The sequence below is a fragment of the Sphingomonas chungangi genome, from assembly GCF_013778325.1.
GTDB classification, from domain to species: domain Bacteria; phylum Pseudomonadota; class Alphaproteobacteria; order Sphingomonadales; family Sphingomonadaceae; genus Solisphingomonas; species Solisphingomonas chungangi.
On sequence record NZ_JACEIB010000006.1, the window covers coordinates 76,718 to 91,466 of the forward strand.

Here is a 14,749-nt window from a genome sequence, read left to right on the forward strand (position 1 = left end):
AGATTTCCCATGAAGGTGTTTGCCATCGGATCGATCGTGAAGCCGCTGTCGGAGGAGGAACGCGAGCGCGTGCTGGGCAAGGAGGTGCCCCACACGCTCCAGCTCTATCTCGACGGCGCGATCGACCAGTTCTGGTTCCGCGGCGACCGCCCCGGCCCGATCTTCCTGATGAACGCGGAGTCGGTGGAGGCGGCCAAAGCGGTCATCGACAAGATGCCGATCGTGGCGGAAGGCTTCGCCGAATACGATTACTACCCGGTCGGCCCGCTGGCCCCGCTGGGGAGGTTGATCCAGGGGTTGTGATGTGACGAACGGGCCGCCGGCGGGCGGCCCGTTTTCGCGCACCGTTCAAAGCGGCGGATAGACGACCCGCTTGTTGCCGTAGCGTTGTTGCAGGATGCGATCACGGCGTTCTCTCACGCTCTCCTCGGGATCAAATTCCTCGGGATAGGTGAAGGAAGCTGTGAATTTACCACCCGCTATCCAGTATTGCATCGCGGCCCAGCGCCGATCGGTCGGAGCAGCGTCCCAAAGGTCGAGAATGAGATCGTCCACCATATTGGTGCTTATGCGGAACAGCAGATGATCGCCGAGATCTTTAAAAATCGATGTGCTAACCATCGCAGGCGCTGCTTCTGCATATACGAACGTCCCATCCAAGGGATATTCCTTGTCATGAGCAAGCCCGTTGCCGATCTCATTGAGAAGTAACCCGATTTCATCATTTGCCATGACGCTTGCCCTTCGCGCTGTTTGAAAAACGCTGTCGGAAGAAATCTCCGTTGATAGAGTATGTGACGTTGATGGCACTAGGACGCTTCGATCCCCCACTATATTCGGGGACGATCTTAACATTAATCCGATCTCCCGCTCGGATGTCCTTCGCCCATTGGTTTTCGAGCGCCTTGTAGCCGCCGCGATTGAAGTTGGCGTCCTGCGCGAAATGGTTGAAGGCATCCGTCGGGCCGTTGAAGCGACGGGCAATGTAGTGGCCACCGTCATCCGTCGAGAGGCGGTCGTCACCGCCGGCACCAGCCTGAGCGCTTCGCGACCGCGTCTGATCGGGATTGAGCGTCAGCGTGCCGGTCACCTGTCGCGTCCGATCGGTCGCATCGAGTTGGTAGGTGTAGCCGTTGCTCTCGACACTATGCCATTGCGATGCATCCTGGCCTGACGGAGCGGTTGGACGAATTGCCTGAACGCCTGATCGAGCCGTCTGCAAAATCGTCGATATACCCGCCGCTGCGGCCACCGCGGAGGCGCCAACTCCGCCGCTTGAACCGCCACCGCCGCCCGTGAATCCACCGCCTTCCCACGAACCGCTTGCGCCGCCGCCTCCAAAAGAACCGCCGCCGCCACCCGTGAATCCACCACCCTCCCAAGATCCGCTGGCGCCGCCGCCCTTGAACGTGAACCGTCCGGTGGCGGGATCATGGTTGGGATTGAACTTGACCTCGACGGTGGCGGCCGACCGCGACCATGAGCCGGTGCGCAGATAGTCTCCGAATACCTCTCGCGGAATGCGGACATGCGCCAACGCCGAACCGGTCTGTCCCATGCTCACTCCTCTCGATGCCAGAGGCTATGTACCAGATTGGTTAGAACAAATCAAGAACGATATTGAGCAAGATCGACTGTGCGTCGAATGTCGCGGCGCGGTTTCATCGATCGAAAAGGATTGGCGCGCCCGGCAGGACTTGAACCTGCGACCATCCGCTTAGAAGGCGGATGCTCTATCCAGCTGAGCTACGGGCGCCCGCCGAGCCGCATAGCCCGGATTGCGCCGCCGCGAAACCGCGATACTGTGCCGCCTCATGACGGACACGCAACAGACGGCCCCATCGCCCAACCTCCGCGCGGTCGAGGCGGACGAGGTTGGGAAGGGCGGCTTCCGCTATTTCGATGTCATGATGACGGCGTTCGTCGCCATCCTGCTGCTCTCCAACGTGATCGGCGCGGACAAGGCGGCGACGCTCTTCGGGCTGAAGTTCGGCGCGGGCATCCTGTTCTTCCCGCTCTCCTATCTGCTCGGCGACATCCTGACCGAGGTGTACGGCTATTCGCGCGCGCGGCGCTGCGTGTGGGCGGGGTTCGCCGCCATGATCTTCCTCGCGGTGATGACCTTCGTGGTGGTGAAGCTGCCGCCGGCGCCGGGCTGGTCCAACCAGGCCGCCTACGAGCTGGTGTTCGGGCAGACCGGCCGGATCGTCTTCGCCAGCATCTGCGCCTTCTGGGCGGGCGAGTTCGTCAACGCCTTCGTGCTGGCGCGGATGAAGGTGTGGACCGGCGGCAGGCACCTGTGGACGCGCACCGTCAGCTCCACGGTGTTCGGGCAGGGGGTGGACAGCCTGATCTTCTACCCGCTCGCCTTCTGGGACGCGCCGGGCTTCACCCATGGCCTGGTGATCACGATCATGGTGACCAACTGGGCGATGAAGGTGGGCTGGGAGGTGCTGCTGACCCCGCTCACCTATCTGGTGGTCGGCTTCCTCAAGCGCGCCGAGGGGGTGGAGGTGTTCGACACCCGCACCAACTTCTCGCCGTTCGGGGGACGGGAATAAGGATCAGGCGACCGGCGGCGGCTGCTTGGCGTGCTTCGGCAAATCCGGGTTCATCGATGCCCAGTGCGGCGCCATGTCCGTCCAGATCGTCGCCTGCGGGCCCATCAGGTTCGGATCGTCGAGCGTGCCGGTGCGGATCACGCGCAGGTGGCCGGTCTCGGCGGCGGCGCTGGTCACATGGGTGCCGCAGTCCGGGCAGAAGCCGCGGGTCATGTGGTTGCCGCTGTCGGCGATGCGGTCGAACGTCTTGAGCGGGCCGGTGATGGTCACGGCATCGGCCGGCACGATCAGGTTCACCGTCGCCGATCCGCTGGCGAGATACTGGCACAGGCGGCACCAGCAGGTGCGGCTGCCGAGCGGCGGCTTCGAGATTGCGTAGCGGATCGCGCCGCACAGGCAGCCGCCGGTGATCGGCAGTTGCACCGCGTCGCTCACGACAAGGCGCCGACGAGGCCCTCGAAGATACGGCGGCCATCGGTGCGGCCGTGGGCGCTCTCGATCATGCGCTCGGGGTGGGGCATCATGCCGAGCACGTTGCCCGCATCGTTGACGATGCCGGCGATGCCACGCGCCGATCCGTTGACGTTGCCGGCATAGCGGAACGCCACGCGGCCCTCGCCCTCGAGCCGGTCGAGCGTGGCGTCGTCGGCGAAGTAATTGCCGTCATGATGGGCCACCGGGATCACGATCTCCTCGCCATCCTCGTAGCGGCTGGTGAACATGGTCTGCGAGGTGCCGACGGTCAGGCCCACGTCGCGGCAGACGAAGTTGAGGCCGGCGTTGCGCATCAGCGCGCCGGGCAGCAGGCCGGTCTCGGTCAGCACCTGGAAGCCGTTGCACACGCCCAGCACCGCGACGCCCTTGGAGGCCGCGTCCGCCACCGCGCGCATGATCGGCGATCGCGCCGCCATCGCGCCGGAGCGCAGGTAATCGCCATAGGAGAAGCCGCCCGGCACGCCGATGATGTCGAGACCTTCGGGCAGCGTCGTGTCGCCGTGCCAGACCATGGTCGTCTCGTGCCCGGTCAGTTCGCGGAAGGCGACGGCGAGATCTCGGTCGCAATTGGAGCCGGGGAAGACGATGACGGCGGCTTTCATGGCGCGGCGCTCCTGTGTCAGGCCTGCTCGATGCGGAAATTCTCGATCACCGTGTTGGCGAGCAGCTTGCGGCACATATCCTCGATGTCGGCGGTGGCGGTGCCGTCCGCAAGATCGAGCTCGACGATCTTGCCGACGCGCACGTCGTTGACGCCGCCGAAGCCGAGGCCGGTGAGCGCATGGTGCACCGCCTTGCCCTGCGGATCGAGCACGCCGGGCTTGAGGGTCACGACGACACGGGTTTTCATGGGCTCGCTCCGGGTGCGGTTTCGGCCCCTTTGGCGGAAGGGCTGCGGGAGAGCAACCCCGCAGCCCGCCTCCCCCCGGAGAAGTCGCGCCGCGCCTATTGGCGCATCGGCTTGTCGAGGCGAGCGAAGGGCGGGGCCTGCTCGTCCTCGCCGCTCCGATAGAGAAGCCAGTGGCCCGAAATCGCGTCTTTCACCATCGGCTTGCGGCAGCGCCTGCAGCTCGTTCGCCATTCGACGCCATCGTGCCAGGCCCGCCCCTGAACCCGGTTGTGGCCGAACGCCGCGCAGATGAGCCCCATGTCCGTTCCCCCCGTCCGAATCGATGCCTCCTCGATTCGGGCTGATTGTCGCGCGCAGGGGGACCGGCGGCATCATCCATATGGTGTATCGCCACCGCCTGCGAACCTCGTCAGCAGGTTCACCAGTTCGACCTGCCGCGAGGTTCCCGTCTTCCGATAGACGCTGGCGAGTTGCGTGCGGACCGTCGCGGTCGACAGCCGGTTTTCGGAGGCGATTTCGGCCGGCGTGGCGCCATCGATCATGCGCCGTGCCACCCGCGCTTCGGCAGGACTGAGGTCGAACAGGGCCTGCAGGAGATCGGAGGCGGGGACAGACCTGTTGCCGGCGCCCGATGCGAGCAGCATGAACGCACCGCCGTCGAACAGATCGCGAGCATCGCCGTGGATCGGCACGACGTGGAGCGCGCACGGGCCGGACGGCAGATCGGGCAGGGCGATCGAGCGACCGCGTCGATCCGGCGAGGCGATCGTCTCGGCAAGGAGCCTGTCCGTTGCGGGTGAGGTGAGATGCAGACGGTTTCGCCCATCGAGGAAGCCGTGGTCGAGCGTTGCCTCGAAGGTGGCATTGGCGGCCATCAGGCGGCCCCGGTGATCGAGCAGCGCGGCGGCGGCACCGATCGCCTGAAGCGCGGCCACGGTGGAACGGGCCTCCTGCAGCCGAAGCTGTGCGCTCAGCGTGGCCGCGCGCGCGAAATGCGGCCTCAGGCGATCGAGCTGCGGAACGGCCGCCCAGGCCGCATCTGCATCCGCAAAAGCCTCCAGCGAAATGAGGAGGCCGTCATCCCCGGCACCCTGGATGATCGTCGCCGCGCCGAAGGCGGTTCCAGTGGGCATCAGGAAATCGCGGTACAGCGGCAATGTGCGCATCTCCCATTCGCTGTGGAGATCGCGATCGGTAAGAAAGCCGGGATAAGGTGATCGCGCGACCAGACGGTCGATCCGCGAGTTCTCGTTCTGGAAACCGGCTGCCTCGAAGGCGCGCGTGATAGCCTCCACGCCGGGCGAGGCGATCGCGCGGCGGTTGCCGGGCGATATGGCGATCAGATTGCCGCCCTTTGCGCCCAGGTGACTCGCGACGTCATCCAATACATGCGGCCAGCGACCCGGCATCGCCGCAGCCTCGTAGATATATGCAAGCAAAGCATCCATGATGACCCCCGTTCCGGGGTTAACAAGGCGATAACTGCTTTTCCAAGTGCGAAAAATGCGATCCTGTTCGAATCATTGCTTCGACAGTCGTCCGCCGCTCAGCAGTTTTGCGGTCGATCCCGATGCTCGCAGCAGGGCTCGGCCCACCAGCACCGTCCCGCCCAGCGCCAGCAGCGGCTGGAGCAGCAGGAAGGGCGCGTAGCCCGGCGACCCCATCGGACCCGTCAGACGCCCGATCAATGGGCCGATCAGCCAGATCAGCACCAGGTGACAGCAGAAGAGCAGGAAGGCGTAGCGCTCGGCGACCATGATCCGCTTGCCCAATCGCGTCGGCACCAGCGCCAGTGCGCAACGCCACACCGCGAGCGCGGCGGCGAAGCGGAGCGGCTGGTCGATCGCGTTGGCGGCGACGACATGCGTCTGCAGCCATGTGTCGTCCTGCACCGCGAGCATCACCTTGGCGGGCAGCAGGAAGAGGTAAGGCAGCACGCAGCCGATCAGCGGCCAGCGCGCGATCCGCTCGGCGGTGGCGTGGCGGCGCGCCAGCATGCCCGACAGGAAGAACAGCAGGATCTGCGGGCGGAGCAGCACGTACAGGTTGAGGTTGCTGATCGACCACGCCGCCACCAGCAGCCACAATGCCCAAAGCCAGCGATCGGGTAGCCTTGTGAGCAGCGGCGCCGCGCACATGCACAGGAACAGATCGCGCAGGAAGCTGATCTGGACGTTGATCGGGTTGGGCTGGGTGACGCAGCCGATCCAGTCGAGCGCCTCGTGCCAGTTGGCCGGCACCGGGGCGGGGAGCGCGAAGGCGAGGGCGGACCCGCTCACCAGCGCCAGCGCGATGACATTCCACAGGATCATCGGCGCCAGCACGGTGCGCGCCTTTACCTTCACGAAGGCGCCGTAGCTGCGCTTGGCGGCGGAAGGCCCGGAGAGCCAGCCCGAGATCGCGCCCAGCAGCGGCACCGCGCTGCGCCCGACCAGCTCGATCAGCACCCAGCGCAATATGCCCTGCGGCGCATGGTCCAGCGTGGCGAGCTGCTCGGCGGTCAGCCCCGTCCAGGCATGGACATAGACGATCCCCAGGATGCACAGCACCCGCGCGATCTGGATCGCCTCGCGGGTGGGGACATCGTCGGGAGGGCTAGGCGGCAACCATCAACTCCGTTCGGGCCGGAAACCAACCCGTTCGTGCTGAGGAGCCGCTGAGCCTGTCGAAGCGGCGTCTCGAAGCACCTGCACAGGCCCTTCGAGACGGGCCTTCGCCTCCGCTACGCTCCGCTCAGTCCCTCCTCAGGGCGAACGGGGCGGAGGGGAATGCTTTACTGCCCCCGCTTCTTGCGGTGGCTCTCCATGTCGAGCACGGCATTCTCCGGCCCCTCGGGGAGCAGGCCGAGCCGGCGCGCGACCTCCTGATAGGCCTCGACCTCGCCGCCGAGATCGCGGCGGAAGCGATCCTTGTCGAGCTTCTCGTTGGTGGTCATGTCCCACAGGCGGCAACCGTCGGGCGAGATTTCGTCGGCGAGGATCACGCGGCTGAAGTCGTTTTCCCAGATCCGGCCGAACTCCAGCTTGAAATCGACCAGGCGGATGTTGATGCCGGCGAACAGGCCCGTGAGGAAGTCGTTCACCCGGATCGCCATGTCGGAGATGTCGTGCATCTCGTCCTGGCTGGCCCAGCCGAAGCAGGCGATATGCTCGTCGGTGACCATCGGGTCGCCCAGCGCATCGTCCTTGTAATAATATTCGATGATCGTGCGGGGGAGCTGCGTGCCCTCCTCGATGCCCAGGCGCTTCGCCAGCGATCCGGCGACGACGTTGCGCACCACCACCTCGATCGGCACGATCTCGACCTGGCGGATCAGCTGCTCGCGCATGTTGAGGCGGCGGATGAAGTGGGTCGGCACGCCGATATTGCCGAGCATCGTGAAGACATGCTCGGAAATGCGGTTGTTGAGCACGCCCTTGCCGTTGATCGTGCCCTTCTTCTGGGCGTTGAAGGCGGTGGCATCGTCCTTGAAATACTGGATGAGCGTGCCCGGCTCCGGACCCTCGTAGAGGATCTTCGCCTTGCCTTCGTAGATCTGCCGGCGGCGTGCCATTCGCGATTCCCGTACCAGAAAGACTTACGCCCCGGCGCGTGAAGGGAATCCGACACGACCGGGGCGTTGACGCCCTCTAACGGAATGGGCGCGCCTTTTCAATGACGCGCGCGGCCCCTCGCGATGGTCTCCCACGGCGCCTGATACTGGATGCGGTTGAGCGCGCGGAAGGCGTTGCCGATACCGCTGGCGGCGATGTCCACCCAGCGGCCGAACGCCTCGTGATGATCGGCCCACAGGCGGGCCGTGTCCTGATCGATCATAAGAACCTCCTCGGTCGGGCTCCTCCGTCCCGACGCCCTTCAAATGCACATTTCCGTTGCGCGCCGCCAACGAAAGGCTGGACGCAGTTGATAAGCGGTGCTTATGATCGGGGCCATGCGCCGCCTGCCGCCCCTCGCCGCCGTCCGGGTGTTCGAGGCGGCCGCGCGCCACGAGAATTTCACCGCCGCCGCCGCCGAGCTCGGCATGACGCAGGCGGCGGTCTCCTATCAGGTGAAGCTGCTCGAGGATCGCGTCGGCGTGGCCCTGTTCCGCCGCGAGAAGCGCCGCGTGGTGTTGACCGAAGCGGGGCGCCGCGCCGCAGCCCCCGTCAGCCGCGCCTTCGATGCGATCGACGGTGCCTTCGCGGAACTCCGCGCCGAGGACGAGGGGATGCTGACCATCTCCACCTCGCAGACCTTCGCCAACACATGGCTCGCCTGGAAGATCGGCGGCTTTCAGATGAATCACCCCGAGATGGCGGTGCGCCTCCTGGTGAGCGACACTCTGGTCGATTTCGCCACGGATGAGGTGGACGTCGCGATCCGCGCCGGGCGCGGGCAGTGGGAGGGGCTGACGGCCGACCTGCTGCTCGACATCGAGTTCACGCCGATGTGCAGCCCGTCTTTCCTCGCGCGGCATGGCGGGACGATCGCGGCGGCCGACATGCCCAACCTGACCATGATCTCCCCACAGGACCCGTGGTGGCCTTGGTGGCTGCGCGAAGCGGGCGTGAACGCTCCGGAGGGGCGGCTGCGCTCCGGTGTCCGCATGGATAGCCAGGCGAACGAGGGCGCCGCCGCGATGGCGGGGCAGGGGGTGGCGATGCTCACCCCCTTCTTCTGGCGCAACGACATCGTGGAGGGGCGGCTGGTGCGGCTGTCCGATCAGGTCTCGACGCGCGGCTACGCTTACTGGCTGGTGACGCCCGAGCACCGCCGCATGACGCCCAAGATCAAGCGCTTCCGCGAATGGCTGCTGGAGGAGGTGGGACGGGAATTGCGGGAGGGCGGCAAACCCTGACGGGGCGTCATTGCCAGCCGTCCGGCAGATCCGGCCCGGGATCGTCGAGCGAGCCGGTCGGAAGGCCGCGCTGCTTGCGGGAGTCCGCGATCCCGGCCGCATCCACATCCTGCAACTGTTTCAGCTGGTCGCGATAAGTGGCGCGCGCGCGGTCGACGGTGGCGAGCCAGTCGTGTTGCGTCATCGCTTCCGGGCGCCTCGCGTAGAGCGGAAACTTCGCCTCGTAGGAGACGGCGCGTGCGGCGATGCGTTTCCAGGCGGAGACATCGCTCGCCACCCAGGGGTTGATCGCCTGGCCGAGCTGGTCGTTCATCGCGGTGCGCAGCGCCGCCGCGCCCGATCCGCGCCCCTCGTCGTCGGCGAGCGCCCAGGCGGCCGATCGCTCCTGGAAGACGTAGAACCAGAAGGTCGCCTGCGTTCGCCGCCCGTCGGCCCATAGCGCTCCGACCAGCGGCGGGTAGCCGGTGAGCGGGTGCAGCGCATAGGGTGCGGCCAATGCCGCCTCGATCGCGCGCTCGCGCACGGCGCGGTCGTCGCTCCTGAGCTGCGCGACCAGCGTCTCCTCCCAAGAGGGCAAAACGGGCGCGGGTGGCGAGAGGGTGAGCATCGGCGGCGCGGTGACGACGATCGGCGGGGAGGGCGGCGCGGCCTTCGGCAGCACCGGGGCGGGCGGGGAGAGTGTCACGATGTTCGCGCTCGCGGTCTGGACGAGGAGCAGCAGCGCGAAGGTCATCGGAGCCTCTCAGCGGAACGCGGCCTTCCGCCTCGCACAGGACGGAAACATTGCCAAGCCGGGCATGGCGCGGCGCGGGATCGGTTGCTAGGTGCAACGATCATGTTGAAGCGCCTCTCAGCCCTGTTCGATCCCTTTCTACTCGCACTGATCGCCACCGTCACGGCTGCGAGCCTGTTGCCGGCGCGCGGCTGGGGCGCTACCGTCGCCGGATGGGCGGCGGACGGGGCTATCCTGCTGCTGTTCTTCCTGCACGGCGCCAAGCTGAGCCGGCAGGCGATCGTGGCGGGGGCGGCGAAGTGGAAGCTGCACCTCGTCGTGCTGGCGACGAGCTTCCTCTTCTATCCGCTGCTGGGGCTGGGTGCGCGGGAAGTGGCCTTGCATGTCGCGCCGGCGATGGCGGCGGGGCTGCTCTATCTCTCGCTGCTGCCGTCGACCGTGCAGAGCTCGATCGCCTTCGTCTCGATCGCGGGTGGCGACGTGCCGGCGGCGATCGGCGCGGCCTCGCTGTCCAGCATCGTCGGTATCGTGGCCACCCCGCTGCTGGCGCAGATCCTGATGGGGGCGGGGGGCACCAGCGGTGCGCAGGCGCTCGATTCGATCCTGAAGGTCGGCGGGCAGTTGCTCGTGCCGTTCGTCGCCGGGCATCTGGCGCGGCCGTGGATCGGCGGCTTCGTCGATCGCCACAAGACGCTGGTCGGCCGCGTCGATCGCGGGTCGATCCTGTTCCTCGTTTACACCGTCTTCTCCGCTGCCGTGGTGGAGGGGCTGTGGCATCGCACCGACGTGCACGATCTGGTCGCGGCGCTCGTCATCGGCCTCGTCATGCTGGCCATCGTGCTGGGCGTCACCCTGTGGCTGCCGCGCGCGATGGGCTGGGCCCGCGAGGACGAGATCGTCTGGCGCTTCTGCGGATCGAAGAAGAGCCTCGTCTCGGGCGTGCCGCTTGCCGCCGCGATCTTCCCGGCGGCGCAGGTGGGCATGCTGCTGCTGCCGGTGATGCTGTTCCACCAGGCGCAGCTGATGGTCTGTTCGGTGCTGGCGAAGAAATATGCCACACAGGCAAAACAGGGGTAGCAACGGGGGCGGCATGGATCTCGAGAAGCACAGCATAGGCTTCATTCCCGAGACCGAGCGCTACGGCCATCCGCGCCGGCTCTTCACCGTCTGGTTCGGCACCAACCTCTCGATCGTGTGCATGACGGTGGGGATGCTGGGCGTGTTCGCTGGCCTCTCCTTCGGCTGGGCGCTGCTGGCGCTGGTGATCGGCAATGCGATCGGCACGGTGTTCATGGCCGCGCATTCGGCGCAGGGGCCGCATCTCGGCGTGCCGCAGATGATCCAGAGCCGCGCGCAGTTCGGCGTGCTGGGCGCGGCTCTGCCGCTGTTGGCGGTGGTGGTGACGTACACGCTCTACAATGCCGCCAACGGCGCGGTGGTGGGGCCGGCGCTGGCCGCGACCTTCGGGCTCGGCTCGGTGGCCGCGCCGGTCATATTCGGCATCGCGACGGTGCTGGTGGCGTTCGTCGGCTACGAGCTGATCCACCGCATCGGCGCGGCGATGTCGGTGCTGAGCGGGCTCGCGCTGGCCGCCACGGCGCTGATCCTGTGGACGGGGACGGGCGGGGCGCCGGCACCGGTGGCGGTGCAGAGCGGCTTCGCGCCCGCCATATTCCTCGCGACGATCACGCAGGCGACCGCCTGGGGGCTCACCTACGGTCCTTATGTGGCGGATTATTCGCGCTATCTGCCGTCCAATGTCTCCACCGCTCGGACCTTCTGGGCGACGGCGCTTGGCTGCTTCCTGGGCTCGACGCTGACGATGGTGCTGGGGGCGTGGCTCGCCTCCTTCTTCGCCGCGATCGCGGGAGATCCCGGCGTCGGCATCCCGGCGCTGTTCGGGCCGCTGGCGCTGCCGGTGCGGCTGCTGCTGATCCTCGGCCTGCTGCTCGGCAACGTGATGACGCTCTACAGCGCCTACATGGCATCCGCCGGGGTGCTGAGCGGCTTCCATCGGCGCGAGACGATCGGGCTCGGCACCAAGCTCGCGCTGATGGCGGCGCTGATCGCGGTCGCCACCGTGATCGCCATCGCGACCGCCGGCAATTTCGAGCATGTCTTCGGCGATATGCTCTCGCTGATGGTCTATCTGCTGGTGCCGTGGAGCGCGATCAACCTCGCGGATTACTACTGGGTCCGCCGGGGGCGCTACGAAGTGCCGGCGCTGTTCGATCTGGACGGGCAATATGGCCGCTTCAACGCCGCGACACTGGCGATCTACGCGGCGACGATCCTGATCGAGCTGCCTTTCCTGCAGGTCGCCGCGTGGACGGGGCCGATGGCGCGGTGGATCGGCGCGGATATCGGCTGGCTGCCCGGGCTGGTGGTGCCGGGCCTGCTCTACACGCTGATCGAGCGGCGCCGACTGGCACGCCAATAGAAAAGGGCGGCGCGCAGCGTATCGCCGCGCGCACGCCCTTTCCGAAAGATTCGTCCTTACGCGGCCAGCTTGCGCAGCACGTACTGCAGGATGCCGCCGTTGAGGAAATATTCCAGCTCGTTGACGGTGTCGATCCGGCAGCGGGTCTCGAACGTCTCCTTGGAGCCGTCGGCGCGGGTGAGTTCCACCGTCACGCTCTGGCGCGGGCGCAGGTCCGCGACGCCGGTGATCGTGAAGGTCTCGCTGCCGTCGAGCTTCAGCGTCTTGCGGTCCACGCCGTCGGCGAACTGCAACGGCAGCACGCCCATGCCGACCAGGTTCGAACGGTGGATGCGCTCGAAGCTCTCGACGATCACGGCGCGCACGCCGAGCAGCGTGGTACCCTTCGCCGCCCAGTCGCGCGACGATCCGGTGCCGTATTCCTTGCCGCCGATCACGACGAGCGGGGTGCCGTCGGCCTTGTACTTCATCGCAGCGTCGTAGATCGCCTCGACGTCACCGGTCGGCACGTACCTGGTCACGCCGCCCTCGATGCCGGGCGTCATCTCGTTCTTGATGCGGATGTTGGCGAAGGTGCCGCGCATCATCACTTCATGGTTGCCCCGGCGCGAGCCGTAGCTGTTGAAGTCCGCCTTCGAGACCTGATGCTCGGAGAGGTAGCGGCCACCCGGGCTGTCCGCCTTGATCGAACCGGCCGGCGAGATGTGGTCGGTGGTGATCGAGTCGGCGAAGATCGCCAGCGGGCGCGCGTCGACGATATCGGTGACGGGCGCCGGCGTCATGCTCATGCCCTCGAAATAGGGCGGGTTGGCGACGTAGGTGCTGCTCGGGTTCCAGCTGTAGGTGTCCGAGCCCGTCACGTCGATCGCCTGCCATTTCTCGTCGCCGGTGAAGACGTGCGCGTAGCGGCTGGTGAACATGCCGCGATCGATATTGGCGTCGATCGCCGCGCGGACCTCGGCGTTGGTCGGCCAGATGTCCCTGAGATAGACGTCGGTGCCGTCGGTCGCCTGTCCGATCGGGGTGGTGGTGAAATCCTCGGTCACCGTGCCCTTGAGCGCATAGGCGACGACCAGCGGCGGCGAGGCGAGGAAGTTGGCGCGCACGTCCGGCGAGACGCGGCCCTCGAAGTTGCGGTTGCCCGAGATCACCGAGGCGGCGACGATGTCGTTACCGTTGATCGCCTTGCTGATCGGCTCGGCGAGCGGGCCGGAATTGCCGATGCAGGTGGTGCAGCCGTAGCCGACGAGGTTGAAACCGATCGCGTCGAGATCGGTCTGCAGGCCGGACTTCACGAGATAGTCGGTGACGACCTGCGAGCCCGGCGCCAGCGAGGTCTTGACCCAAGGCTTGGGCTTCAGGCCGAAGGCGTTGGCCTTCTTCGCCACCAGACCGGCGGCGACCAGCACCGACGGATTGGACGTGTTGGTGCAGCTGGTGATCGCGGCGATCACCACGTCGCCGTCGCCGATGTCGTGGCTCTTGCCCTCGACGGCGACGCGCTTGGCGCCGTCATGCTTGTAGGTCGCCGCAAGATCGGCGTTGAACACGTCGTCCACCTCTTCGAGCACCACCTTGTCCTGCGGGCGCTTGGGGCCGGCGAGCGACGGGGTGACGGTGCCGAGATCCAGCTCCAGCGTGTCCGTGAAGACCGGCTCGGCCGCCGGATCGAGCCACAGGCCCTGCGCCTTCGCATAAGCCTCGGTCAGCGCGATCTGGTCCTCGTCGCGGCCGGTGAGGCGCATGTAGTCGAGCGTCTTGTCGTCGATGCCGAAGAAGCCGCAGGTCGCGCCATATTCGGGCGCCATGTTGGCGAGCGTCGCGCGATCGGCGAGGCTGAGCGCGGCGAGGCCCGGGCCGAAATACTCCACGAACCGGCCGACCACGCCGCGCTTGCGCAGCATGTTGGTGCAGGTGAGCACGAGGTCGGTGGCGGTCACGCCCTCCTTGAGCTCGCCGGTGAACTTGAAGCCGACCACCTCGGGGATCAGCATCGAGACCGGCTGGCCGAGCATCGCGGCCTCGGCCTCGATGCCGCCGACGCCCCAACCCAGCACGCCGAGGCCGTTGACCATCGTGGTGTGGCTGTCGGTGCCGACGCAGGTGTCCGGGTAGGCGATCGTCTCGCCGGCATCGTCCTTCGAGGTCCACACCGCCTGCGCGATGTGCTCGAGATTGACCTGATGGCAGATGCCGGTGCCGGGCGGCACCACCTTGAAATTGTCGAGCGCCTTCGAGCCCCACTTGAGGAACTCGTAGCGCTCGCTGTTCCGCTGGTACTCCAGCTCGACGTTATCCTCGAACGCCTGGGGCGTGCCGAACTCGTCGACCATCACCGAGTGATCGATGACGAGGTGCACGGGCACCTGCGGGTTGATCTTCTGCGCATCGCCGCCGAGGCTGTTCATCGCGTCGCGCATCGCGGCGAGATCGACCACGCAGGGCACGCCGGTGAAATCCTGCATCAGCACGCGCGCCGGGCGATACTGGATCTCGCGCTCGCTGGTCTTGTCGGTCAGCCACTGGACCATCGCCTTGATGTCCTCGACGGTGACGGTGGTGCCGTCCTCGAAGCGCAGGAGATTCTCCAGCAGCACCTTCATCGAGAAAGGCAGCTTCGAGACGTCGCCGATCTGCGCAGCCGCCTTGGCGATCGAATAATAATGGATCGTCTTGCCGCCGACCTCGAGCGTGTCCCGGGTATTGAGGGTGTCCTGTCCGGTGGCGGTCATGGCGGGAGTTCCTTTGTGCAAGGGCGAAGAGTCGCGCGGGCCATAGCAAGGGGTTGCCTTATGGGGAAGGGACCGAAGGGATGGTGCGAATCGGTCGCAGG

The 14,749-nt window shown here is 66.6% G+C and carries 17 protein-coding genes and 1 tRNA gene; 5 read left to right on the forward strand and 13 right to left on the reverse strand.

The genetic code is table 11. The features are described 5' to 3' along the window. Positions 1-9: 9 nt before the first annotated feature. Positions 10-303 (forward strand): hypothetical protein, encoded by a 294-nt coding sequence (locus HZF05_RS08510; protein ID WP_160365659.1) that lies wholly within the window; start codon positions 10-12, stop codon positions 301-303. A 45-nt stretch (positions 304-348) separates the two neighbouring features. On the opposite strand, the gene HZF05_RS08515 is transcribed toward HZF05_RS08510, so the two are convergent. The 3 genes from HZF05_RS08515 to HZF05_RS08525 all read right to left on the reverse strand — a co-directional run bounded on the left by HZF05_RS08515 (position 349) and on the right by HZF05_RS08525 (position 1,756). Next, entirely contained in the window at positions 349-732 is a 384-nt protein-coding gene (locus HZF05_RS08515) for a hypothetical protein (protein ID WP_160365660.1), read from the reverse strand. Then, positions 722-1,558, reverse strand: a complete 837-nt coding sequence (locus HZF05_RS21840; RefSeq protein ID WP_246331823.1) for a DNA/RNA non-specific endonuclease — start codon at positions 1,556-1,558, stop codon at positions 722-724. Before HZF05_RS21840 ends, HZF05_RS08515 begins: the two co-directional genes overlap by 11 nt. A gap of 121 nt (positions 1,559-1,679) precedes the next feature. Next, a tRNA-Arg gene (locus HZF05_RS08525) sits at positions 1,680-1,756 on the reverse strand. Positions 1,757-1,814: 58 nt separating this feature from the next. Here HZF05_RS08525 and HZF05_RS08530 point away from each other — a divergent pair. After that, positions 1,815-2,561: a queuosine precursor transporter gene (locus HZF05_RS08530; RefSeq protein ID WP_160365661.1), complete on the forward strand. Its 747-nt coding sequence runs from the start codon at positions 1,815-1,817 to the stop codon at positions 2,559-2,561. 3 nt (positions 2,562-2,564) lie between these two features. Here the strand turns inward: HZF05_RS08530 and HZF05_RS08535 are convergent, their stop codons facing one another. The 8 genes from HZF05_RS08535 to HZF05_RS08570 all read right to left on the reverse strand — a co-directional run bounded on the left by HZF05_RS08535 (position 2,565) and on the right by HZF05_RS08570 (position 7,722). Next, a complete protein-coding gene (locus HZF05_RS08535) occupies positions 2,565-2,996 on the reverse strand; it encodes a GFA family protein (RefSeq protein WP_343046857.1) in 432 nt (143 codons plus the stop codon). Then, a complete protein-coding gene (gene purQ, locus HZF05_RS08540) occupies positions 2,993-3,658 on the reverse strand; it encodes a phosphoribosylformylglycinamidine synthase subunit PurQ (RefSeq protein WP_160365662.1) in 666 nt (221 codons plus the stop codon). Before purQ ends, HZF05_RS08535 begins: the two co-directional genes overlap by 4 nt. 17 nt (positions 3,659-3,675) lie before the next feature. Beyond that, positions 3,676-3,906, reverse strand: a complete 231-nt coding sequence (gene purS / locus HZF05_RS08545; RefSeq protein ID WP_160365663.1) for a phosphoribosylformylglycinamidine synthase subunit PurS — start codon at positions 3,904-3,906, stop codon at positions 3,676-3,678. 95 nt (positions 3,907-4,001) lie between these two features. Next, positions 4,002-4,205: a hypothetical protein gene (locus tag HZF05_RS08550; protein ID WP_160365664.1), complete on the reverse strand. Its 204-nt coding sequence runs from the start codon at positions 4,203-4,205 to the stop codon at positions 4,002-4,004. A gap of 72 nt (positions 4,206-4,277) precedes the next feature. Then, entirely contained in the window at positions 4,278-5,354 is a 1,077-nt protein-coding gene (locus HZF05_RS08555) for a helix-turn-helix transcriptional regulator (protein ID WP_160365665.1), read from the reverse strand. 72 nt (positions 5,355-5,426) lie between these two features. Further along, on the reverse strand, positions 5,427-6,512 hold the full coding sequence (locus tag HZF05_RS08560; RefSeq protein ID WP_160365666.1) for an acyltransferase family protein: 1,086 nt from the start codon (positions 6,510-6,512) through the stop codon (positions 5,427-5,429). 167 nt (positions 6,513-6,679) lie between these two features. Next, complete coding sequence (gene purC / locus HZF05_RS08565) at positions 6,680-7,459, reverse strand: phosphoribosylaminoimidazolesuccinocarboxamide synthase (RefSeq protein ID WP_160365667.1); 780 nt, start codon at positions 7,457-7,459, stop codon at positions 6,680-6,682. A 98-nt stretch (positions 7,460-7,557) separates the two neighbouring features. Then, a complete protein-coding gene (locus HZF05_RS08570; protein ID WP_160365668.1) occupies positions 7,558-7,722 on the reverse strand; it encodes a hypothetical protein in 165 nt (54 codons plus the stop codon). Between the two features lie 115 nt (positions 7,723-7,837). Here HZF05_RS08570 and gcvA point away from each other — a divergent pair, with 115 nt between their 5' ends. Beyond that, entirely contained in the window at positions 7,838-8,743 is a 906-nt protein-coding gene (gene gcvA / locus HZF05_RS08575) for a transcriptional regulator GcvA (RefSeq protein ID WP_160365669.1), read from the forward strand. Positions 8,744-8,750: 7 nt separating this feature from the next. Here gcvA and HZF05_RS08580 read toward each other — a convergent pair whose 3' ends face one another. Further along, positions 8,751-9,476: a hypothetical protein gene (locus HZF05_RS08580; protein ID WP_160365670.1), complete on the reverse strand. Its 726-nt coding sequence runs from the start codon at positions 9,474-9,476 to the stop codon at positions 8,751-8,753. A 102-nt stretch (positions 9,477-9,578) separates the two neighbouring features. On the opposite strand from HZF05_RS08580, the gene HZF05_RS08585 reads away from it, so the two are divergent. Beyond that, complete coding sequence (locus tag HZF05_RS08585; RefSeq protein ID WP_160365671.1) at positions 9,579-10,553, forward strand: bile acid:sodium symporter; 975 nt, start codon at positions 9,579-9,581, stop codon at positions 10,551-10,553. A gap of 13 nt (positions 10,554-10,566) precedes the next feature. After that, the gene (locus HZF05_RS08590; RefSeq protein ID WP_160365672.1) at positions 10,567-11,916 is read left to right on the forward strand and encodes a purine-cytosine permease family protein; all 1,350 of its coding nucleotides are present in this window, start codon (positions 10,567-10,569) and stop codon (positions 11,914-11,916) included. 56 nt (positions 11,917-11,972) lie between these two features. On the opposite strand, the gene acnA is transcribed toward HZF05_RS08590, so the two are convergent. Then, positions 11,973-14,648 (reverse strand): aconitate hydratase AcnA, encoded by a 2,676-nt coding sequence (acnA, locus tag HZF05_RS08595; RefSeq protein WP_160365673.1) that lies wholly within the window; start codon positions 14,646-14,648, stop codon positions 11,973-11,975. Between the last annotated feature and the right edge of the window lie 101 nt (positions 14,649-14,749).